Source organism: Massilia sp. CF038 (assembly GCF_900129765.1).
Taxonomy (GTDB): Bacteria; Pseudomonadota; Gammaproteobacteria; order Burkholderiales; family Burkholderiaceae_D; genus Telluria_A.
In genome coordinates this window covers 1,477,188-1,498,035 of record NZ_FQWU01000001.1, presented here as the reverse complement: position 1 = coordinate 1,498,035, position 20,848 = coordinate 1,477,188, and the positions used below count along the sequence as shown (strand labels likewise).

Sequence of the window (20,848 nt, the reverse complement as noted above, 5' to 3'; positions counted from 1 at the left end):
CGATTCGCCTGCGCGACTGTCGGCTTCTGGCCGATCTCTGCCGATTGTACCGGAGCGCTGCGGTGCGTCGCGATATGGGCCCGATAGTCCGCTCGGCTTACGTGACGTCCTTGAAGTCGCTAATCAAATCTCGAAGTTCCGACCACTCCTCGTCCTTGTAGAACTTCAGGGTAATTGGATATCGTGGATCTTCTGCAAGGCAATTATTAAACTCATCAAGGAACTTGTCGCGGTCAGCGATATAAAAATAGAATTCTCTTATGCCGGCACCGATTCGACGGTAGGCTTCAACGCAAAACTCCGGACGCTCGATCTTGCCCAGAGCCGCCTCAAGCATCAGCATGTGCTGATTCGCTTCGGCGGTCGGCATTCCCTCATGGGCTGATCCATCGTACTCCCACCGCAAGATAGTCAACCAAGGCGTAGCGTCGCGGGCAGGTTGTGACGGCAACTCTGGAACGTATGACCAGAGTATCCGTTGCTCGTCTTTCCATGTCCGGACAATGCGTCCTAATGCTTCCGCGCGGGTCGTCATCGGTATAAATAATCTCTACTTGGGTGGTTCGAACGACTGCTGTTGACCGACTTCGGCCGCAAATCCGCCAAGCTCGTTGCGCGCCACCTTGGCAACATACTCAATGAGCGAGAGCGGAAGGTTCGGTACGAACTGCGAGACAACGTATTGAAGTTTGCTATCGTCGCGGAATATTTCAAGCACGATTTCCTTCTCGGCACCATGTCGATAAACTTCAAAGCCGAGGCCATCCCGCAGGTGAACTTCACTTGCGACCAAGAACGAGTATTCGACTTCATCAAAATTCATCTGTTTCTGCTCCGTTCGAGTGGCCGAGCTGGCCGCAATGGCCGCTCCTGGCCGGATGCTGCCGATTGTCTTCGGCGGCAGCGCCTACTGAGCTGGCCACCGACGGCCCGTTGGGATGCTCAATGCACACTACCACTTCCGATGCTCTCATCAAGAGTTCAATCGTGAATTACAAACATAACTTTGGTCCCGTGGACAGCTCCAAGCGTCCGAAGAAGACCTAGAAACATTTGGCTTTCCTCCCCTAACGCCCCAGAGAGATTCGGTAAACCCCGAACAGTGACGTCGTTGGGCATTGCATGAGTGTCAGTGCTGCCGATTCGATCTCGAAGGAAATCCCATGTCAGCTCTCGATCAATAGGAACGCCAAACGCAACTGCAACAGACTGGCGGATAAACAAGGCGTTCTTGGCGTAGGAGAGATCGATCGTTATCTGCAGGTCACTCATATTTTCCTATCCGCTTCTGACCGGATGCAATGTCTACTTGCATGTTGTTCGCCATGCTCGTTTGCCACCGATGAACCTGCAATGCCGGGCGGCGGCCGTTCAATCATCGGGTGGGCTGGTAAAGGTGGCCACTTCGTGAAATTGGCCATTTTCCAGCGTCCAGACGTAGTGCTCCGTTCCTTCCTCATGGTCGGCATGGAAGATGCCGGCAAGGTAGCCTGTTTCATCTTCATCTGTCCAGACCACTTCATGTGAGAGTGTCTTGAGCTGGTCTCGAACGTAGTCGAGACGTTGGATCCGTATGTCAGCTCCATAAAAGATGTAGTGTGTCCAGTTGATATGCGTCTCGGGAATGACCCAACCCTGGTTGTACATAGCAGCGCCCTGGGCGTCAAATCTGTACCGTTCAGCTTTGCTGACAAACGATGCAATAATTTCCCTGATCTGCGTGATTTGCTCTTGGCGGCATTCGATCCATCCCCTGATGCTGATGTACGTTCCCATGCATGCTTATTCCTCGGGTTTAGGCGCACAGCGCCCAATTGTCGAAAACTTCAATTGCTTGGCCCCACGCTATACGCTTTAATATATATGAACTCGCCATATCTCTCCTTGCCGCGCCCGCCGAACGACCGCTGTTGGCCGATTGTTCGCGCCCCTCACTCCGATGAATTACGAGCGCCATGTGCTTACCTCGGCTAGAAGGACTTCAAAAGTTTCAGGGTGAACGAGAAACGCATATAGCGTTCCGAATCCTGCGAGGGGCTCTGGTTTCTTGTCCGCGGTCCAGTAGCTTACCAGCAGAACAGTTGAGACGCCATCCAGAGCTTCGTGAATAGATTTCCTTTTTTCCTCGGAAATACGGGCACGGTCAATGAAGTTCTTCGGTTGTGCGAATACATCGCTCACGCAATGTGCCCAACCGATTGCCTCAATATGCAGCGGATGGAATTCAACAGCGGATAAAGCGTCTTTGGCAATCGCCTCAGCCACTGAGTTTGTTTCATGCATGTTGAACCCGTCATGCCTTTGTACGAAAATTCGAATTTGTAGGTCCGCTGGTGGCCGGATTTTGTAGTTGCCACTTATTTGGAAAAGAAGTCGAGTTGCTCTTCGCTTGAAGCGAAGTGGTCGATACTAAAGTCGCTTTCGCCTGTGAAGAGTTGGCTTACATCGGCATCGGAAGTCCTCCCCAAAGCGCACCTGAGCATCTGAGCAGCAAGAACTAGGTAGCCATTCTTATTCGCGTAGAGCGCAACTTCCCCGTACGCTCGGAATCTGGCGATCGCAGTTTCAACCGAAATAGAACGTTCAATCGTGTCTAGGGCTGCGGCAATGTTTTCGTCGGTCATGTCTTGATTGTTGTATTACTGTTGAGTGGAACGGATGGGGCGACCGTCGGCTTCTGGCCGATCATTGCCGATTGTACTCGACAGCGACATGGCCTCTCGCGTGCCGCAATTTATCCCGACAAGCTATTATGCATACCATTGCAGCGGCACGCGCAAGCCCTAAAGGATCCGAGGATGCGGCAACAGAAAATCAAGACCAATGGCATTGAACTCAACGTGGCCATCGCGGGCGAAGGACCGCCTGTTCTGCTGTTGCACGGTTTCCCCGACACCCATACTGTATGGCGCGAGCAAATCGACGCACTGTCCGACGCTGGCTACCGCGTCATCGCCCCCGATTTGCGCGGCTACGGCGCCAGCGAGGCGCCGCCCGCCACTCAGGACTACGGCATCGCGACTTTGCGTGACGACATCATTGGCTTGATGGATGCCCTGGACGTCGAACAAGCCTGCTTGATCGGCCACGACTGGGGCTCGCTGATCGGCTGGTATCTCTGCATGCATGCACCCGAACGCATCCAGCGCTTTGCTGCGCTTTCGGTCGGGCACCCTGCCGCCTACGCGAATGCGGGTATCGGCCAGAAGTGTAAAGCCTGGTATGCCGCACTGTTTCAATTGCCGGGCATTGCCGAATCGCTGCTGCAGTTTGGAAATCTCATGGCACTCAAACCGCAAGCGGCCGATGCGGAGCAACTGGCCGACTGGCGCGCCAACTTCGCCCGGCCCGGCCGCCTCACAGCTGCACTCAATTACTATCGCGCCAACCGCCACCTGGCCGCCGATCCTTCCTACGACAAGATCCACGTTCCCGTGCTTGGCATCTGGAGCGCGCACGACCCGGCCCTGACCGAAAACCAGATGCGCGACTCAGCTGCGTACATGGCGGCGCCCTTCCGTTATCACCGCATAGACGGTGCCGTCGGGCATTGGTTGCAGCTGGAACAGGCTGAGGATATCAACCAGCTCTTGACCGATTTTTGCGCAGAGGCACTTACCCCCAGTGTGAAATAGCGAACTGATCAGCCTCGCTGTCCGTGCGATCCTCGGCCCTTTCACCAGACAGGAATGCCACGATGCTTGCACGCCTTCCCATCCGCACTTACCTTCCTCCAGTCAATATCGACCTTGCCAATGCCGCCCTTGCTCTGGGCGCCGCCATTGCCAGCTTTATCCTCCTGAAACTCTGCCTCGTATTCATCCGGCGCAAGCTGTGCCAGCTGAGCGAGGACCAGGCCGGTCACGCGTGGGCGCAAATTCTCAAGAAGACCTTGGGCTCCACCAGCACCATTGCACTGGCGGCCACGTCACTGCTGATCGGCCTGGCGTTGCTCGATTTGCCGGCGCCATGGAACGAACGCGTCAAGCACCTCTGGTTCATTGGCCTGGGCGTGCAGATTGCACTGTACTTGCACCGCGGGATTGCCGTTGCTACCAAGTCCTACTTTGCGCGCCATGCGTCCACGCGTGGTGAATCGGAAACGGTTGCCCACACGCTGATCATCTGGGCCTTGCAAACGGCTGTATGGATCATTTTCTCGCTTGCCCTGCTGGCCAATCTGGGCATCAATGTTTCGACATTCATTGCCAGTCTTGGCATCGGCGGCATTGCCATTGCGCTTGCAGTGCAAAACATTTTGGGCGACCTGTTCGCCTCGCTGGCAATTGCTGTCGACAAACCATTTGAGGTAGGCGACTCGATCAGCGTGACCGGCTTTTCGGGCACGGTGGAGCATGTCGGCTTGAAGACCACACGCGTACGTTCGGACAGTGGCGAGCAAGTCGTCATCTCGAACACCGAGCTGCTCAAGAGCACAGTGCGCAATTTCAAACGGATGTCGCGCCGGCGCGTGCAGTTCTCGCTCTTTGCCAGCCCGGCCACACCCGCTGCCCTGGCCGCAAAAGTGCCGCCGGAAATGCGCCGCATCGTGGAAGCGCAGACCCAAGTGAAATTCGATCGCGCGCACCTGAAAAACTTCAACCAGTCCGCCGTCGAATTCGACATCGTGTATTACGTTCTCGATTCCGGATACGCCTTGTTCATGGATACCCAGCAAGCAGTCCTGCTGGAAGCCATGGCGGCCTTGGAACGGCTGGGCATTTCCACTTCCACGGCGCAATCGCACGTGGTGGTGGAATCGGAGCAGCCGCTGCGCCGCGTGGGCATGAAGGCGGTCTGATTTGAGCATGGCGCAAAGCCACACCAGCGTGGCGGACCTACCATGGATGAGTTCGCTCACTCCCGAGGTCTGCCATGCAATCACCTTTTCGATCAGCAATCTTTGCCCTCAGTTTCGCCAGCTTGCTGGCTTGCGCCGGCAGCCCGCCGGCCCACCCGCAACCCGGCCGGATTGAAAAAGTCGCCGATTTCGCGCACCAGGTCACGGGCGTGACGGTCAGCGAACAAGGCCGCATCTTTGTCAATTTCCCGCGCTGGACCGAAGACACCGCGGTCTCGGTCGCCGAGTTGATGCCCGACGGGTCCTTGCGCCCTTACCCGGACGCGCGCTGGAACGCATGGCGCAATGTGCGCAAGGACGAACTGGCACCGGACCAGTACTGGGTGTGCGTGCAAAGCGTGGTGGCTGACCGGCGGGGCAATCTGTGGGTAGTCGATCCGGCCGCACCCGCGGCCAGCGTGATCGTACCGGGCGGGCCGAAACTGGTGCGCGTCGACCTGGCCAGCAACCAGGTCACACAAGTCATCCGCTTTGACGAAAGCGTGGCGCTGCAAGGTTCGTATCTGAACGATGTGCGCATTGCCCCCGACGGCCGCTTCGCCTACCTGACCGATGCCGGCGTGCGCGGCGCCATTGTCGTGGTCGATCTGGCCACGGGCAACGCACGCCGCCTGCTCGACGGACATCCATCAACGCAGCAGGAACGCGGCGTCGTGGTCCATACCGACGGCAGGCCGCTGCGCCGCCCGGATCGGCGCGGCCCGGAGTTCGCGTCCGACGGCATCGCCTTGTCCGACGATGGCAGCTATTTATACTGGCAAGCGCTCAAGGGGCGCACCCTGTACCGCATTGGCACCCGCTACTTGAATGACCCTGCTCTCGGCAACGCGGAGGTAGCAGCCGCGGTCGAGAACTACGGCAAAAATGGTGTGGCCGATGGTTTGCTGATCGCGCGCGGCAGCCAGCAAATGTTCATTACGGCGCTGGAGGAGAACGCCATCCGCGTGCGTGACCTGAATGTGGGGCCCGCGGCACCGGCCACGATTCTGGTGCAGGACCCACCCTGCGCTGGCCCGACACCTTCAGCCAGGGCCCGGACGGTACCCTTTACGTGACCACGTCGCGCATCCAGGATTCGGCCCTGTTCCGGCCCGATGCGCCAGCGGCGCTGCCCACCAGCTTATGGCGTGTGCGCCGCGATTGATGCAGGCGCGGCCGGGCGCTCAATCACCATCAGCGCGACCAGAATCGCCAGCGGCAGCATCAGCGCCGCAAACCCTGCGGCCACGTAGGCAAAGGCGGCGCACACGCAGCCTGTGGCGAAAGCCAGCAGCGGCCAGATGAATTTGGCAAGCCGCAGCGACAGGCCGGGGTCGCGCACGCCCCGCAGGCAGTCGACCAGGTCAATCACGATCTGGGTGACGTTCCCGGTCATCATCGATGTCGGTGCCAGATTGCCCAGCAACAGACGGCTGGCAGCGCTGTGCACGCCCATGGCAGCGGCGCCCAGCAGGCCCGCTGCCATGGCGGCCGGCCCTGCGGTCGCCCCAACAGGTGCCGCGATCATCCCGAACACCATGAAACCGGTCAGCAGCACCAGCTGCAGCAGATAGGCAAGGCGCAGCGCGGGCAACTGGCGCCGCTCGCTCACCAGTACCAGCAAGCGTGCCAGCACCACGCCGGCGATGAAGGCGGGGAAAGCGAGAAACTTGAGCAGTACTGACATTTGCGCCGGATCGGCCAGCGCCGCACCGATCAAAATGAAGTTACCGGTGACGTGAGCGGTAAATAAACCAAACAGCGCCAGAAAACCCAGCGTATCGACATAGCCGGCCAAAAATCCCAGTCCCACTGCCTGCGCACGCAGCCGCATTGCGTCGTTCATACAATCGCCCTCGAATGGCCGCCTCAAATGCGAGGCACTTGTGCATGATAGCGGCTTTGGCGCGACCTTGCGGCAACCGCCGATAAGCAGAAGTGCGCGATTGCCTTTATCATCTGCGCATGCCATTCACCGGAGCCTGCAATGCCACACGACCCTCTTATTCTGATCAACGGTTGCTTTCACACGGTCGACCGGCAGAACCCGCAGGCCAGCGCCGTCGCCATCCAGGATGGCCGCTTTCTGGCCGTGGGCGACCTGGAGGATGCGATGCGCCATCGCGGCCCGGCCAGCGTGGTCATCGACCTGAATGGCCGCACCGTCATCCCCGGCCTGAACGATTCACACATCCATTTGATTCGCGGCGGGCTCAATTACAACCTGGAGCTGCGCTGGGAAGGCGTGCCATCGCTGGCCGACGCCCTGCGCATGCTGAAGGAGCAGGCGCAGCGCACCCCCAATCCACAATGGGTGCGCGTGGTGGGCGGCTGGACCGAGTTCCAGTTCGCTGAAAAGCGCATGCCAACCATTGACGAGATCAACGCCGCCGCCCCCGACACCCCGGTGTTTGTACTGCATCTGTACGACCGTGCCCTGCTCAACCGCGCCGCCTTGCGCGCGGTCGGCTACGACAAGGACACGCCCAATCCCCCGGGCGGCGAAATTGTGCGCGACGCGAGCGGCAATCCGACCGGCATGCTGATCGCACGGCCCAACGCCATGATCCTGTACGCCACGCTGGCCAAGGGCCCGGCCCTGCCGCGCGAGCTGCAAGTGAACTCCACGCGCCAGTTCATGCGCGAACTCAATCGCCTCGGCGTGACCAGCGCCATCGATGCCGGTGGCGGCTTTCAAAACTTCCCCGAGGACTACGCCGTCATCGACCAGCTGGCACGCGATCAGCAGCTCACGGTACGCATTGCGTATAACCTGTTCACCCAGAACAAGGGCAAGGAACTGGGCGACTTCGAGCGCTGGACCGACATGCTGGCCCCGGGCCATGGCGACGATTTTTACCGGCACAACGGCGCCGGTGAAATGCTGGTGTTTTCGGCGGCCGACTTTGAAGATTTCCTCGAGCCGCGCCCGGAACTGGCCGCCGGCATGGAAGACGAGCTGGAAAAGGTGGTGCGCCATTTGGTCAGCAAACGCTGGCCCTTCCGCCTGCACGCCACCTACGATGAATCGATCGAGCGCATGCTGGGCGTCTTCGAAAAGGTCAACCGCGAGATCCCCTTCGACGGTCTGCGCTGGATGTTCGACCATGCCGAAACCATCTCGCCAAAAAATATCGACCGCGTGCGCGCGCTGGGCGGCGGCATCGCCATCCAGCACCGCATGGCATTCCAGGGCGAGTACTTTGTCGAACGTTACGGCGCCGAAGCGGCCAAGGCCACGCCGCCCATCGCGCGCATGCTGGGCGCCGGCATTCCGGTCGGTGCCGGGACCGATGCCACCCGCGTGGCAAGCTACAACCCCTGGACCGCGCTGTACTGGATGGTGTCGGGCCGCACTGTGGGCGGCCTGCGCTTGTACGATAGCGCGGCGCAGCTGTCACGCGACACGGCGCTGGAGCTGTGGACCAGTGGCAGTGCGTGGTTCTCCAGCGACCAGGGCAAAAAAGGCCGCATCCAGGAAGGCATGCTGGCCGATCTGGCCGTGCTGTCGGCTGACTTTTTCAGCGTGCCCGAAGACGATATCAAGGCCATCGAATCGGTGCTGACGGTGGTAGACGGCAAAGTGGTCCATGCGCAGGCCGAATTCACACCGCACGCGCCGCCACCCTTGCCGGTGCTGCCCGAATGGTCTCCGGTAAAGAACGTCAGTGGCCACTGGCGCCACAGTGCGCCGCGCACTGCCACAGCGCTGCCCCACCAGTGCCAGGGCGCTTGCGCGGTGCATGTGCATGCGCACGACGTGGCGCGCAAGTCCACAGTGCCGGTGGCAAATCACGGCGGATTCTGGGGTGCACTGGGCTGTAGCTGTTTCGCGTTTTAAAGGACGGATCTAGCCCGCGGGTGGCATTGCACGCAGCGCCACGTCCCAATACGCCGGCTCTCCAAATTCGCGCCGCAGATGCGCGATGAACAGCTGCGCCTTGGCCGCATGTGAGCGTCCCGGCAAGCGCAACGCGTGAATGGCAGGCAAGCGCGGGCCCCTGGAAGCCAGCGCCGGCTCGAACAGCGGCACCAGGCGGCCAGCGATAATGTCGTCGCTGACCATCCAGGTGGCCAGGTGCACGATGCCCAGCCCTTCGCGGGCCGCGCGCAGCATGGCCTCGGTGTCGTCGGTGCGCAGGTTGCCCTTCACGGGCAGCGGCAGCTCGCCATGGATGCCGGCAAAAGTCCACCAGCCTGCCGGTATGGGCATCGACGCCAGCGTCAGGCAGTTATGCTGCAGCAGGTCCTGCAGGGTCTGCGGGCGACCATGCTTTGCAAGGTAAGCCGGACTGGCGCAGACCAGCCTTTGTACCGGCGCCAGCTCCGTGGCAACCAGATCGCTGTCGGGCAGCACGCCCATGCGGATGGCCACGTCGACCCGTTGCGCGCTCAGGTCAAGCAGCTGGTCGCTCAAATGCAGCACGATCTCAATGGCCGGATACTGCGCCAGGAAGCTGCTGACCGCGCGCACAACGTGGCGCCGGCCAAATGCCGCTGGCGCCGTGACGGTCAGCTGGCCGCGCGGATCGGCCGACATTTCGGCGATGGCGTGACGCGCGTCGTTCAGCTCCGACACGATGGCGCGGGCACGCGGTACAAAGGCTTCGCCGGCATCGGTCAGCAGCAATTGGCGCGAACTGCGGCTGAGCAGCTTGACGCCCAGCTCCTGCTCCAGTGCGTCGATCTTGCGCGCGATGGAGGAAACCGCCACGCTGCGCTCACGGGCGACCTGGGACAGACTGCCCGCCTCCGCCGCCGCCAGAAACACCTTCATTGCGTCGATCATGGTCCGTCCATCTTTGCGTTTTACGCAAAACAAGTTTGTAATTAAAAAGATTGTGCTGGTTTGCGCAAGAAAATACAATCGATTGCATGAACAACAAGCCCAAGGGCAAAAAAGGAAGACACATGACGCAAGCAAAACTCAAGCAACTCGTGCAGGCAAGCCTGATCGCATCGGCATTCGCCATCAGTGCCGGCCATCCGGCCAGCGCCGCGGCGCCACTGGCCAAGACCAACGCCCCCGGTTTCCACCGCATCATGCTGGGTAACTTCGAAGTGACCGCCCTGAGCGATGGCACGGTCGACCTGCCGGTCGACCAGTTGCTGGCCGAAAAACCAGCCAAGACCACCGAGGCACTGTCCAAGGTCTTCCTCAAGGCGCCGCTGGAAACCTCCGTCAATACCTTCCTGATCAACACCGGCAGCAAACTGGTGCTGGTCGATACCGGTGCGGCCAGCCTGTTTGGCCCGACCCTGGGCAAGCTGCTGGCCAACCTGAAGGCCTCCGGATACGACGCGGCGCAAATCGACGAGATCTACATCACCCACATGCACCCGGACCATGTAGGTGGCCTGGCCCAGGGCGCTGCGGCGGCCTTCCCCAACGCCGTGGTCCGCGCCGACAAGCGTGACGCCGACTTCTGGCTCAGCCAGGCCAATCTGGACGCTGCGCCAGCCGCATCGAAGGGCTTCTTCCAGGGTGCGATGGGCGCCATCAAGCCTTACCAGAGCGGCGACAAGTTCAAGCCATTCGACGGCAAGACTGAACTGGTACCCGGCATTGTGGCCACCCCAAGCTATGGCCACACGCCAGGCCACACCGCCTATACCGTGACCAGCGAAGGCAAAACGCTGCTGCTGATCGGCGATCTGATTCACGTTCCGGCCGTCCAGATGGGCAAGCCGGGCGTGACGATCCAGTTCGACAGTGACGCCAAAGCCGCATCGGCAGCACGTGCCAAGGTGTTTGCCCAGGCAGCCAAGGAAGGCACGATGATTGGCGCGTCGCATATTTCGTTCCCGGGCATGGGCCACCTGCGCAGCGCCGGCAAAGGCTACGAATGGGTGCCGGTCAATTACACCCAGCTGCGTTAAGCCCGATTGATCCCGTCCGCCATTCACGGTAGAATCCCGCCACTACGTGAATGGTGCCCTCCCGCTTGTCGGCTGGAGGGTGAAACGGGAAGCCGGTGCCGCAGGAGATCTCCATCTCCTGCCAGTCCGGCGCAGCCCCCGCTGCTGTATGCCTGACGATTTTGTTCATACGCCACTGTGCAGCGCACGGGAAGGCAAGGACAAAAGAGGATGAAGGCAAGCCAGAAGACCGGCCTTCACGCTTGATAGTGCAAAACCCGGGGATCGGTTTTGTCTGTTTTTGCCGTTACTTCCTTGTCCGTTGACTGAGGCTTCGCCTGGCGCTTGTGCGCGCCACGCTTGCCCACGTTCGATTTGCATGCGGTGACGGCGTCATCGTGAAGAAGATCGAATGCAAGTGCTTCAATACTGGCTGCCCGCCTCCCTTTGGGCCGTATCGGCCTATGCCTTCGCCACTGGCGTACCTGTCATGCAGGAAGTGGTCGTCACCGGCGCGCGCGCCGGCATGGTCGGCACTGCCGACTCGGCCACCGAAGGCGCCATCACGGCGAAACAGCTGGCCACCCGTCCCTTGCTGCGCGCCTCCGAAGTGATGGAGGCCGTGCCCGGCATGATCGTCACCCAGCACTCGGGCGACGGCAAGGCCAATCAGTACTTCCTGCGCGGTTTCAACCTTGATCATGGCAGCGACTTTGCTACCAGCTTAATGGGCATGCCGGTCAATGTGGCAAGCCACGGTCACGGCCAGGGCTACATGGATCTGAACTTCCTGATTCCCGAACTGGTGGCAAACGTCAGGTATCGAAAAGGCGTGTACGCGGCCGATGACGGGGACTTCACCACCACCGGGTCGGCGCGGATCGATTACCAGCGCCAGTTGCCGGCACCGTTTGCCGACCTGACGGCCGGACCGCATGGCTTTCGACGCGTGCTCGCTGCTGGCAGCGGCAGCATCGACGGCATGCAGCTGCTGGGGGCATTCGAAGCGGCCCGCAACAATGGGCCATGGGACCAGCCCGAGCACCTGCGCAAGACCAATGCCGTGCTGCGCCTGTCGAGCGGCACCGCGCACAACGGCTATGCGATCAGCGCCCTGGCGTACAAGTCCGAGTGGGATGCGACCGAACACGTGCCCGAACGCGCCATCGAGCGGGGCGAGATTGGCCGCTTCGGTGCCTTGTCCGGCCACGATGGTGGCGTGACTCATCGCTACAGCCTGTCCGGCGAGTGGGAACGCTCGAACGCGCTCGGTGCCAGCAAGGCCAGCGCCTACGTTATTGACTACGGTCTGAACCTGTTCTCGGCGCCATCGGGCTTCATGAACGGGCCGCAGGGCGACCAGCACGAACAGGAAGACCAGCGCCTTACCTGGGGCGGACAGGTCAGCCAGGCCTGGTACCTGGACGACACCGAACTGACGCTTGGCCTGCAATTGCGCCAGGACCGGATTGACAGCGTCGGCCTGTACGACACTGTGGCACGCGTTCGCACCAACACCGTGCGCCAGGACCGCATCACGGACACCGCAGCCGGCCTGTTCATCCAGGCGCGCACCCAGTGGCGTCCATGGCTGCGCACCACCGCGGGCCTGCGCTATGACCGCATCCATGCCGATGTGACGGCAGCCGCTGGCCAATTCAATCTCACCAATGGCGGCAGCGTCCATGCCGGTCAGGCCAGCCCCAAGCTGGGCGTGGTGTTTGGCCCCTTCGGACCACAGGCCAGAACCGAGCTGTATGCCAACTGGGGCACGGGTTTCCATAGCAACGACGTGCGCGGCGCCACCTCCGTCATGAACCCGGCCGACGGCAGCAGCACTGAAAAACTGGGCTTGTTCTCCAAGGCGCGTGGCGCCGAAGCGGGCTTGCGCACCACCGTGCTGCCAGGATGGAGCAGCAGCTTGTCGGTGTGGCACATGGACTTGGGTTCCGAGCTGGTGTTCGTGGGTGACGAGGGCGTGACCGAGGCGCGCGGTGCATCAACGCGCCACGGCATCGAATGGTCCAACTACTACGCTCCGAACGCCTGGCTGATCATCGATGGCGACATCGCCTGGTCGCAGGCCCGCTTCAAACAAGCAGTCGAGGGTGGCGGCACCGACATTCCGAATGCGATCCCGCTGACGGCATCGCTGGGCATCGGGGTCGATTATGGCGGTCCCTGGTTCGGCGGGCTGCGTATGCGCTACCTGGGCGCTTATGCGCTGGAAGAAACCGGCGCACACAAGTCGTCCCCCTTCTACACGGCCAACCTGAAGCTGGGCTATCGAATCGCGCCCAGAGTGCAGTTCAGCGCCGACATCCTGAACCTGTTCGACCGCAAGGCCAACGACATCGAATACTGGGGTGGCGCCTGTACCCGTAACGAACAGGCCAATGGCGAGTGCAACGGCGGTATTGACGGCCGCCTGATCCATCCGCTCGAACCGCGTACCTTGCGTGTGAACCTGAGAGTTGCGTTTTGAAGCGCGTACTCCTGGCCTGCCTGCTGACGGTCAGCCTGCCGCAGATACACGCCGCCACCCTGTTTGGGGTGGTGACCGAACGCGCGGCCCCGGTCACGATCGAAGCGGCGCACCGGCATCTGGCCAGCCATCCGGGCGACCGCATCGTTCTGCGCACGCCGGCACAGTTGATGGCTGCCAGCGACCGCCAGCTGGGCCAGTGGATCGGTCAGGCCGACAGCGTGCTGGCAGTCTCGGTGTTTGGCGACCCGGCGCGCAAGCTGAAAGATGCGCTCGCGCGGCACGCGCGCCGGCAGACGCCCATCCTGGCCATGAATGGGGAAGCGAGCCTGAACCTGATGAGCCGCGATGCCGATGGCAGCCTGGAGGACTTCCCGGCCGAAACGCTGCGCCAGCTGGCTGCCGAACAGCCTTCGGAAGATGCCCTGCGCGCCGCCCAGGCCCGGCCGACGGCCAGCCACTGGCTTGCGGCGCGCCGCATCTGGCAAGCTGGTGGTGTCGACAATACCCAGGCTTTGCTGGCGCACCGGCTCGATCCGCGCCAGCCCATGGCACCGGTGCAGCCGGAAGCTACCTTGCGCCTGCGCGTGGGCCAGAAGGAATTGAGCGACGATGCCGCCTGGGGCAATGCGGCGCAACTGGGCCTGAAGGCCGTCCCCACCGTGGTGGTGCTGGACCTGGCCAACATGGACGGCACAGCACCAGCGGACATTTGCCGCGCCATCGAGCAGCGCGGCCAGCCCTGCGTGCAGGTGCTCACGCGCTGGGGCGGCGCGTCGCGCCAGGCGCTGGAACGCTTGCCAGCGCTGATTGCGCCAGCCAAAACGGCGGCGCTGGTGATCCTGCAGGACTTTGTGGTGGGCGCGGCGGAAGGGCGAGAGGCCGTGACCGACGCCTTCAAGCAGCTCGATGTACCTGTCTTCAAGGCGATCCGCCTGAGCGAGCGCAGTGCCACCCAGTGGCGCCTGTCGCCCGACGGCTTGCCACCCGATTCGGTGCAGTACCGGGTCGCGCTGCCGGAACTGCAAGGCATCGGGCAACCCATCGTGGTCGCCGCGCTCGGCGCGGCCAGAGCGGATCGCCAGACGGGGATCGAGAACCGCCTGCCGGTCACGCTGGATGCGGAAGTGGCACGCCTGTCCGCGCGCGTGCAGCGCTGGCTGGCATTGCGCGCCAAGGCCAATGCGGACAAGCGCGTGGCCGTCATCTACTACAACCACCCGCCCGGCCGCCAGAACATTGGCGCCGACAATCTGGACGTGCCAGCCACGCTGTTCGACATGCTGCATGCGATGAAGGCGGCTGGCTACACGGTCGGCGAACTGCCGGCCTCCCCCGAAGCCCTGCTCGACCGGATCATGGCGCACGGGGTCAATCTGCCCGAAGACAGGGCCGCCCTGCGCGAACTGAGCGGCTCGGTCAATTCGGTCAGCGCTGCAGATTACGCACGCTGGTTCGCCACGCTGGCGCCGCGCATTCAGGGCGAAATGACCAGCGGACCGCTGGGCCGCCTGCATGCCGAGGTACTGGAAGCGGAAGCGGCCAACGAACGCGCGGTCGGACGCAAACGCGCCAACGCCATTCTCAAGGAACTGCACCACCTGGTGGAAGGCGCCGCCCACCCGCGCCGCCTGGAAGCCATTGCCGACCTGCGCGCACTGGAGGCAGGCTACCAGGCCTGCCTGGCAGACCAGCCGACGCGCCGCTGCGCCACATTGGGCGCCACCAAGGACCGCATCACCGGCTACGGCATCGAGGGTTTGAAAGGCTGGGGCCCGGCGCCCGGAAAAATCATGGTCGACAGCGGCAAGCTGCTGGTGCCTGGTCTGGTGTTTGGCAATGTGTTCATTGGCCCGCAGCCGCCGCGCGGCTGGGAAGTGGACGAAGAACTCCTGCACGCCAATACCAGCGTCACCCCGCCGCACCAGTACCTGGCCTACTACCATTGGCTGCGCGACCGTTTCAAGGCCGACGCCATGGTGCACGTGGGCCGCCATTCGACTTATGAGTTTTTGCCCGGCAAAGCCGTTGGGCTGAGCGCGGACGACTATCCCAGCCTGATTGCCGCCGACCTGCCCGGCGTCTATCCCTATATCGTGGACGGCGTCGGTGAAGGCACGCAGGCCAAGCGGCGCGGCTTGGCGGTGATTGTCGACCACCTCACGCCGCCACTCGCCACCACCCCGCTGTACGACCAGCTGCTGACCTTGCGCCAGGCAGTGGAAAGCTTTGAATCGGCGTCGTCCGAGTCGCTCAAGGCGCAGGCCGCGCAGGGCATGCGCGAACAGGTCGTGGCACTGAACCTGAAAGCCGAGCTGGAAGCGTCGATGGCGGACGTGCTGGAAGTGCGCGGCATTGGCTTTGAAGCGGCAGACGATGACTTGCTGGCGCACGAAGTGGGCCACTACCTGACCAAGCTGCAGGAAAAATTCATGCCCTTTGGTCTGCACATTTTTGGCCGGCCCTGGAATCAGGCCTCGCTTGATCTGATGCTTGGCTCGATGAAAAAAGGCGGCATCGACGACCCCGCGGTCAGCCGCAAGCTGGCCGATTCGCCCCGTCTGGAGATGCTGGGTCTGCTGGCCGGACTCGATGGCCGCTATGTCGCACCGGGCAAGGGCAACGATCCATTGCGCTCGCCAGACGCGCTGCCCACGGGCCGCAATTTCCACGCTGTCGACGGCGATATTCTGCCCACCCGGCTGGGCTACGGGCTCGGTGAAAAAATGGCGCTAAAGGCAGCCGCGCGCGACAAATCGGGCCAAGGCAGCGAGGGCATTATTTTGTGGGCGTCCGACGCGGTGCGCGACGAAGGCGTGATGGTGGCCTTTGCCCTGTCGCTGATGGGTGCGGAACCGGTCTGGAATGCGCGCGGCATCGTTACCGACGTGCGGCTCAAGCCGGGCGCCGTCCGGCGCGATGTGCTGGTTACCACCTCCGGATTGTTCCGCGATCTGTACCCCAACCTGATCAACCTGATCGACCGTGCAGGACGCCTGTCGCTGGCGGCGTCGGCCAACACGCTAACCGCGCAGCACCCTGAACTGAAAGACGCCTTGAGCGCGGCCCTGGCCCCCGTGCCCACCGCCGCGTGGGGCAGCGAAGCGCCGGCCGACAACCGCGTTGCGCGCGAGTGGCTGGTGCGCCAGCGCGCGTTGCAGGATGGCGGCATGGCCAGCGTGGATGCGGGCCGCGCCGCCGCCCAGCGCATCTTTGGTGATGCCCCGGGCGCGTATGGCACTGGGGTGAACCGGTTGACCGAGCGCTCGGGCGCATGGCGCGAGCGCGACGAGATCGGGCGCGCCTACCGCAATCGCATGGGGCACGCCTACGGCCTGGACGAAAGCGGTGAAGCGAACCACGCGGCCTTTGACAGCGCGCTCGATGGCATCGCCCGCACTTATCACGGCCGTGCCAGCAATCTGTACGGCCTGCTCGACAACAACGACGCCTTCGACTACCTGGGCGGCCTGTCGCTGGCAATCGAGGGACGTACCGGCCACCCGCCCGAGGCGCTGATCCTGCAGCACGCCGAGCCTGGCCGGGCCGATGTGGAGCCGCTCACCACCGCCCTGCTGGGCGAACTGCGCGGACGCTTTCTCAATCCAGCCTGGCTCAAACCCCTGATGGGTCACGGCTACGCAGGCGCGCGCACCATGGGACAGGAATTCCTGGAGAACTTGTGGGGCTGGCAGGTCACGCGGCCAGACCTGGTCAAGAACTGGGCCTGGGATGAAGTCAAGGCCGTGTACTTCGACGACTCCCAGCAACTGGGCCTGCCCCAATTTCTGGGCAAGGATCATAACGCTCACGTCAAGGCGCACATGCTGGCCATTTTCATGGTCGCTGCCGAAAAAGGCTACTGGAAGACAGACGCTGCCACCATCAAGAAAATGGGCGGCGAGCTGGCGCAGCTGGTGGCCAGGAACGGTCTGCCAGGCAGCGGACACGCGGCGCCCGACCACCCGATGTGGCAGTGGCTGGCGCCGCAACTGGAGGCGGCCGACGCCAGAGCATTGGGCGTGACGCTGGCCAAGGCGCGTGGTGAAACGCTGCCTGCCGACAGCGCAGCAGCAGGCCAGCGCCAGCAGCCTGCCGGTCAAAGACCGGCTGCGTCGGAGCACAGTCCCGCCGCGCCAGGCGGGGCCGCAGCAGCGCCGGCACCACGCTACTACGAGCTGACCGAGACGGCCGTCGCCCCGGTCGACGTCGTCAGCCGCACTGTCACCATTCTTTCGCTGCTCGCGGCATCCCTGGCGCTGTTTGCGCTGGGACTATGGCGGGGCCAGCACGTCCCCCAATTTCAAAAACAGGAGTTTTCATGAGTGCTTTTTCTTTCAGCTGGCTGCACGATGCAGTGACCTGGCTACTTACACCAGCACTGGCAGCGCTGTTGCTGGCCTGCGCCATCGCCGTTATTGAAGCAGGTATCGCCGCCGGCGAGCGCTGGTTCGGCCTGGCCCGTCTGCGCAGCACCGGCGACATGGCCAAGGTGCAGGCAATCGCGCGCCACCGGCTCGAACGCGCCGACCTGCTGGCGCGGATCCCGCCGATGCTGGGCCTGATGGCCACCATCATTCCGCTCGGGCCCGGCCTGGCCGCTCTTGGCAAAGGCGATCCGGCCCAACTGGCCAGCGCCGTCACCGTCGCCTTTGACGCCACCGTGCTTGGCCTGGTGGCCGGCATTGGCGGCCTGGTGATCGGCAAACTGCGCCGCCGCTGGTACGAAGAGACACTCGAAGCGATGGAGGCGGCAGCGTGAGCACCCCGCCAAGCCGCAAGACACTGCGCCTGTATTCACGCCTGGATGCGCGTTTCGACGACAGTGATGAAGATCCGCGCGCCAGCCTGGTCAACCTGGTGGACGTCATGCTGGTATTTGCCTGCGGTCTGATCGCAGCCCTCGCCGCCGGCACCCAGAGCGCGCTGAAGGCACCCAAGCCGGTCGAAAAAGGCCAGGAAATCACCCAGCCGGCCAGCGGCACAGCCCACAACGGCAACGGCTACGACCGGGTTGGCGAAGTGTTCCGCGATCCGAAGACGGGCAAGCTGGTACTGATCGAGCCTGTCGCCCCGGCCGCCAGGTAAGGAGTCGGGCGCGACGTCATCGACTACAATGGTCCCGCTATTCAATTGGGAGCATCGATGTATCACGGAGAAAAACTGAACGCATGGACCCACCTGGTCGGCGCCTTGCTGGCCGTCGCAGGTACGGTGGTCTTGCTGGTCACAGCCGCCACCGCAGGCGACGCCTGGGCCATCACCAGCGTTGCCGTGTACGGTGCCACCTTGATTTTGCTGTACAGCGCATCCACCCTGTATCACAGCGTGCGCGGTCCGGCCAAGCAGCTGCTGCAAAAGCTGGATCATCATGGAATTTACCTGCTCATCGCAGGCAGCTATACCCCATTTTGTCTGGTCTCCCTGCGCGAGACCTGGGGCTGGCCGCTGCTGGCCGTGGTGTGGGGCCTGGCCATCCTGGGCGTGCTGCAGGAAATGCGGCCCAATGGCGGCGCGCGCAAGTTATCGCTGGCGATTTACCTGGTCATGGGCTGGGCGGCACTGGCGGCCCTGATTCCCCTGCACGCAGCATTGGGCACGGCCGGCTTCGCGTGGCTGGCCGCCGGCGGCGTGGTGTACACCGTCGGCATCGTGTTCTACGTGCTTGATGACCGGCTACGCCACGCCCACGGGATCTGGCATTTGTTCGTCATTGGCGGCAGCGCCCTGCACTACTTCACGATCCTGTTCTACGTTCTGTAGTTAGCCGGTGCGGTCCGGCAGCACGAATTCGACACCCTCTTCAAACGAATGCAGCACCGTGTCGACGCTTTTTGCGACGACCGCTTCTTTCGCGTCTTCGCCTTCACCCAGCAGGCGCATGGTGATCAGCATGGCATTGGGCAGATTGGCGCGCAAATGCTGCGCCATCTCCTGCCATGCTGCCAGTGACTCGGCCAGCGGATAACTGAGGAATACCATCGCCACCAGATCGTTGGCGCCGTCCGGCTTGTCGTCGCGGTTGTCCGGCGAGGCGCTGCGCGCATCAATGCCCGCTTCGCGCAGGGCCAGCACAAACAGTTCATTGAGCAGTTCATCGCGTTCGGTGGGTAGCCCGGCGCACAGCACGATCGAACGGGCCGGCACATCAAGTGAACCCTGCCAGCGTTCCAGGTGGGCCTGACGCAGTTTGCGCAGGTGCGCACCGACGTTGCCTTCAGTGCCCGCAGCCGCCTTGCGCAACGGCCGACGCAAGGGCGCGCCTGCCGCCGGGATGATGGTCGCGGCCAGCGCCGCGATACTGGAACGGATATTGTTCTGCTGTGATTTTTCGATTTTACCGGCGTCGAATTCATCCACCCCCAGCGCCAATCCTGGCAGCAGGACGTTGTCGCAGTAAGAGGCAAAGCTGAACTGCTTCAGGTAGACCAGCGCGTCGCGAATGATCAGCTCCGACTCGCCCAGCAAAATACGGTGGTAGAAGCGCTGGGCCGCATTCACGATCGGCATATCGGACAGCAGAATCGAGATTGGTTCCAATGCCTGTACGTGGCGCCCCGTCACAACAAGACACAGCGTCAGCGGCGTGGAAATGAGCAGCCCGACCGGTCCCCATAGCGCCCCCCAGAACAGCGCAGAGACAATCACCGCCAGGGGCGACAGGCCGGAACTGTGCCCGTACACCTTGGGCTCGACCACATTGGCCACCAGCAGTTCCAGCGCCGTGTACATGGCCACGCAGAAGATGGCCACCGACCAGCCGTCGTCAATGGCTGCCACAAACAGGGCGATTACGGCCCCTGCGACCAGCGCGCCCAGATAGGGCACAAAGCGCAGCAGACCGCTCAAGGCGCCAAACAAGGCGGCGTGCGGCACGCCGGCCAGCCACAGGCCGCCGCCGATCACCGTGCCAAACACCAGGTTGACCACGAACTGGGAAAAGAAGAAGCGCGACACGCCGTCGGTAGCGTCACCCAGCGCGCGCATGGTGCGCCCCACTTCGGCGTTCCCGGTCAGGCGTACGATGCGGTCGCGCAGTGACTCGTGTTCCAGCAAAATGAACACCATCAGCACCAGCACCAGCCCCGCCTCGCCAATCGGGCCCGACACCACCGACAGCAGCCGCGTGAGCGTATCGGTGGCGGTGGCCTGGGGCACGTGAATCTCCACCGGTACCGGGCGCACCTGCCCCGCCACCAGTTTGGTGCCCGCGCTGTTGATCACCAGGCTGCCGCGTGTGGCGCCGGGCACCACGGCTTTGAGGTCGGCCTCGATACGGGCGAACGGCCGCTCAGTCAATTCCCTCACTTTTTCCAGCTTGGACTGTATCGCCACGCTGTACTGCGGCAAATCAGCCGTCACCGCCACCAGCTGCGCGCCGATGACGACGCTGATGCCGACAATCCCCACCGCGCCGATCAGCACCGAAATCAGCGTGGCCGGCAAATGCGGCAGTCCCGTGCGGCTGAGCATGCGGATCAGAGGCGCGATGACCAGACTGAGGATCAGCGCCAGCGCCAGTGGCTCGAGAAAATCGCGCCCGAAATGCAGCAGCGCCAGGATGCAGGTGGCAGAAACAACGGAATTGGCGCTCAGGCGCGGAAAGGGGGGCAAGCTTTGCATGAATGGGGTTGGCTATGTTTACGGAAGCACATTGCCCTGTT

Annotated in this window: 19 protein-coding genes and 1 riboswitch; of the genes, 10 read left to right on the top strand and 9 right to left on the bottom strand. The window is 62.7% G+C overall.

The annotated features are described in order from the left end of the window. Positions 1–97 precede the first annotated feature (97 nt). From BUC24_RS06895 to BUC24_RS06870, 6 genes are all read right to left on the bottom strand, one after another. Positions 98–535: a DUF695 domain-containing protein gene (locus BUC24_RS06895; RefSeq protein ID WP_083598742.1), complete on the bottom strand. Its 438-nt coding sequence runs from the start codon at positions 533–535 to the stop codon at positions 98–100. 15 nt (positions 536–550) lie between these two features. Further along, entirely contained in the window at positions 551–823 is a 273-nt protein-coding gene (locus BUC24_RS06890; protein ID WP_073213329.1) for a hypothetical protein, read from the bottom strand. Positions 824–981: 158 nt separating this feature from the next. Next, the gene (locus tag BUC24_RS06885) at positions 982–1,272 is read right to left on the bottom strand and encodes a hypothetical protein (RefSeq protein ID WP_073213328.1); all 291 of its coding nucleotides are present in this window, start codon (positions 1,270–1,272) and stop codon (positions 982–984) included. 99 nt (positions 1,273–1,371) lie between these two features. Next, entirely contained in the window at positions 1,372–1,776 is a 405-nt protein-coding gene (locus BUC24_RS06880; protein ID WP_073213327.1) for a hypothetical protein, read from the bottom strand. Positions 1,777–1,944: 168 nt separating this feature from the next. Continuing rightward, positions 1,945–2,283 carry a hypothetical protein gene (locus BUC24_RS06875; RefSeq protein ID WP_143167409.1) on the bottom strand — a complete coding sequence of 113 codons (339 nt, stop codon included), beginning with the start codon at positions 2,281–2,283 and terminating at the stop codon, positions 1,945–1,947. 74 nt (positions 2,284–2,357) lie between these two features. Continuing rightward, positions 2,358–2,624, bottom strand: a complete 267-nt coding sequence (locus BUC24_RS06870) for a hypothetical protein (RefSeq protein ID WP_073213325.1) — start codon at positions 2,622–2,624, stop codon at positions 2,358–2,360. 174 nt (positions 2,625–2,798) lie between these two features. Between BUC24_RS06870 and BUC24_RS06865 the strand changes: the two genes are divergently transcribed. The 3 genes from BUC24_RS06865 to BUC24_RS06855 all read left to right on the top strand — a co-directional run bounded on the left by BUC24_RS06865 (position 2,799) and on the right by BUC24_RS06855 (position 5,916). After that, positions 2,799–3,635 carry an alpha/beta fold hydrolase gene (locus BUC24_RS06865; RefSeq protein ID WP_073213324.1) on the top strand — a complete coding sequence of 279 codons (837 nt, stop codon included), beginning with the start codon at positions 2,799–2,801 and terminating at the stop codon, positions 3,633–3,635. Positions 3,636–3,697: 62 nt separating this feature from the next. Beyond that, on the top strand, positions 3,698–4,801 hold the full coding sequence (locus BUC24_RS06860) for a mechanosensitive ion channel family protein (protein ID WP_073213323.1): 1,104 nt from the start codon (positions 3,698–3,700) through the stop codon (positions 4,799–4,801). A gap of 74 nt (positions 4,802–4,875) precedes the next feature. Further along, a complete protein-coding gene (locus BUC24_RS06855) occupies positions 4,876–5,916 on the top strand; it encodes an SMP-30/gluconolactonase/LRE family protein (protein WP_229448067.1) in 1,041 nt (346 codons plus the stop codon). Positions 5,917–5,981: 65 nt separating this feature from the next. Here the strand turns inward: BUC24_RS06855 and BUC24_RS06850 are convergent, their stop codons facing one another. Then, positions 5,982–6,686, bottom strand: coding sequence for a YoaK family protein (locus tag BUC24_RS06850; protein WP_073213322.1), 705 nt, complete (start codon positions 6,684–6,686; stop codon positions 5,982–5,984). A 141-nt stretch (positions 6,687–6,827) separates the two neighbouring features. Between BUC24_RS06850 and BUC24_RS06845 the strand changes: the two genes are divergently transcribed. Further along, the gene (locus tag BUC24_RS06845) at positions 6,828–8,681 is read left to right on the top strand and encodes an amidohydrolase (RefSeq protein ID WP_073213321.1); all 1,854 of its coding nucleotides are present in this window, start codon (positions 6,828–6,830) and stop codon (positions 8,679–8,681) included. 9 nt (positions 8,682–8,690) lie between these two features. On the opposite strand, the gene BUC24_RS06840 is transcribed toward BUC24_RS06845, so the two are convergent. Continuing rightward, positions 8,691–9,629 (bottom strand): LysR family transcriptional regulator, encoded by a 939-nt coding sequence (locus tag BUC24_RS06840; RefSeq protein WP_083598741.1) that lies wholly within the window; start codon positions 9,627–9,629, stop codon positions 8,691–8,693. Positions 9,630–9,751: 122 nt separating this feature from the next. Here BUC24_RS06840 and BUC24_RS06835 point away from each other — a divergent pair, with 122 nt between their 5' ends. The 6 genes from BUC24_RS06835 (at position 9,752) to BUC24_RS06810 (ending at position 18,947) form a co-directional block, all read left to right on the top strand. Beyond that, positions 9,752–10,720 carry an MBL fold metallo-hydrolase gene (locus BUC24_RS06835; RefSeq protein ID WP_073213320.1) on the top strand — a complete coding sequence of 323 codons (969 nt, stop codon included), beginning with the start codon at positions 9,752–9,754 and terminating at the stop codon, positions 10,718–10,720. 34 nt (positions 10,721–10,754) lie between these two features. After that, a riboswitch (cobalamin riboswitch) is annotated at positions 10,755–10,973 on the top strand. A 138-nt stretch (positions 10,974–11,111) separates the two neighbouring features. Next, entirely contained in the window at positions 11,112–13,184 is a 2,073-nt protein-coding gene (locus BUC24_RS06830) for a TonB-dependent receptor (RefSeq protein WP_073213319.1), read from the top strand. Continuing rightward, positions 13,181–17,509, top strand: coding sequence for a cobaltochelatase subunit CobN (locus BUC24_RS06825; protein WP_073213318.1), 4,329 nt, complete (start codon positions 13,181–13,183; stop codon positions 17,507–17,509). The genes BUC24_RS06830 and BUC24_RS06825 overlap by 4 nt, the downstream gene beginning before the upstream one ends. Continuing rightward, positions 17,506–17,946, top strand: coding sequence for a MotA/TolQ/ExbB proton channel family protein (locus BUC24_RS06820; RefSeq protein WP_073213317.1), 441 nt, complete (start codon positions 17,506–17,508; stop codon positions 17,944–17,946). The genes BUC24_RS06825 and BUC24_RS06820 overlap by 4 nt, the downstream gene beginning before the upstream one ends. After that, positions 17,943–18,272, top strand: a complete 330-nt coding sequence (locus tag BUC24_RS06815; RefSeq protein WP_229448059.1) for a DUF2149 domain-containing protein — start codon at positions 17,943–17,945, stop codon at positions 18,270–18,272. The genes BUC24_RS06820 and BUC24_RS06815 overlap by 4 nt, the downstream gene beginning before the upstream one ends. Positions 18,273–18,329: 57 nt before the next feature. Next, complete coding sequence (locus tag BUC24_RS06810; RefSeq protein WP_073213316.1) at positions 18,330–18,947, top strand: PAQR family membrane homeostasis protein TrhA; 618 nt, start codon at positions 18,330–18,332, stop codon at positions 18,945–18,947. On the opposite strand, the gene BUC24_RS06805 is transcribed toward BUC24_RS06810, so the two are convergent. Continuing rightward, positions 18,948–20,807: an AI-2E family transporter gene (locus BUC24_RS06805; protein WP_073213315.1), complete on the bottom strand. Its 1,860-nt coding sequence runs from the start codon at positions 20,805–20,807 to the stop codon at positions 18,948–18,950. Between the last annotated feature and the right edge of the window lie 41 nt (positions 20,808–20,848).

What these genes read in the sequence shown, in the direction of transcription:
- BUC24_RS06895 (WP_083598742.1), bottom strand. Translation starts at nt 535, where the DNA reads ATGACGACCCGCGCGGAAGCATTAGGACGCATTGTCCGGACATGGAAA.
- BUC24_RS06860 (WP_073213323.1), top strand. Translation starts at nt 3,698, where the DNA reads ATGCTTGCACGCCTTCCCATCCGCACTTACCTTCCTCCAGTCAATATC.
- BUC24_RS06820 (WP_073213317.1), top strand. Translation starts at nt 17,506, where the DNA reads ATGAGTGCTTTTTCTTTCAGCTGGCTGCACGATGCAGTGACCTGGCTA.
- BUC24_RS06885 (WP_073213328.1), bottom strand. Translation starts at nt 1,272, where the DNA reads ATGAGTGACCTGCAGATAACGATCGATCTCTCCTACGCCAAGAACGCC.
- BUC24_RS06830 (WP_073213319.1), top strand. Translation starts at nt 11,112, where the DNA reads ATGCAAGTGCTTCAATACTGGCTGCCCGCCTCCCTTTGGGCCGTATCG.
- BUC24_RS06875 (WP_143167409.1), bottom strand. Translation starts at nt 2,283, where the DNA reads ATGCATGAAACAAACTCAGTGGCTGAGGCGATTGCCAAAGACGCTTTA.
- BUC24_RS06870 (WP_073213325.1), bottom strand. Translation starts at nt 2,624, where the DNA reads ATGACCGACGAAAACATTGCCGCAGCCCTAGACACGATTGAACGTTCT.
- BUC24_RS06810 (WP_073213316.1), top strand. Translation starts at nt 18,330, where the DNA reads ATGTATCACGGAGAAAAACTGAACGCATGGACCCACCTGGTCGGCGCC.
- BUC24_RS06840 (WP_083598741.1), bottom strand. Translation starts at nt 9,629, where the DNA reads ATGATCGACGCAATGAAGGTGTTTCTGGCGGCGGCGGAGGCGGGCAGT.
- BUC24_RS06850 (WP_073213322.1), bottom strand. Translation starts at nt 6,686, where the DNA reads ATGAACGACGCAATGCGGCTGCGTGCGCAGGCAGTGGGACTGGGATTT.
- BUC24_RS06855 (WP_229448067.1), top strand. Translation starts at nt 4,876, where the DNA reads ATGCAATCACCTTTTCGATCAGCAATCTTTGCCCTCAGTTTCGCCAGC.
- BUC24_RS06835 (WP_073213320.1), top strand. Translation starts at nt 9,752, where the DNA reads ATGACGCAAGCAAAACTCAAGCAACTCGTGCAGGCAAGCCTGATCGCA.
- BUC24_RS06880 (WP_073213327.1), bottom strand. Translation starts at nt 1,776, where the DNA reads ATGGGAACGTACATCAGCATCAGGGGATGGATCGAATGCCGCCAAGAG.
- BUC24_RS06865 (WP_073213324.1), top strand. Translation starts at nt 2,799, where the DNA reads ATGCGGCAACAGAAAATCAAGACCAATGGCATTGAACTCAACGTGGCC.
- BUC24_RS06890 (WP_073213329.1), bottom strand. Translation starts at nt 823, where the DNA reads ATGAATTTTGATGAAGTCGAATACTCGTTCTTGGTCGCAAGTGAAGTT.
- BUC24_RS06805 (WP_073213315.1), bottom strand. Translation starts at nt 20,807, where the DNA reads ATGCAAAGCTTGCCCCCCTTTCCGCGCCTGAGCGCCAATTCCGTTGTT.
- BUC24_RS06845 (WP_073213321.1), top strand. Translation starts at nt 6,828, where the DNA reads ATGCCACACGACCCTCTTATTCTGATCAACGGTTGCTTTCACACGGTC.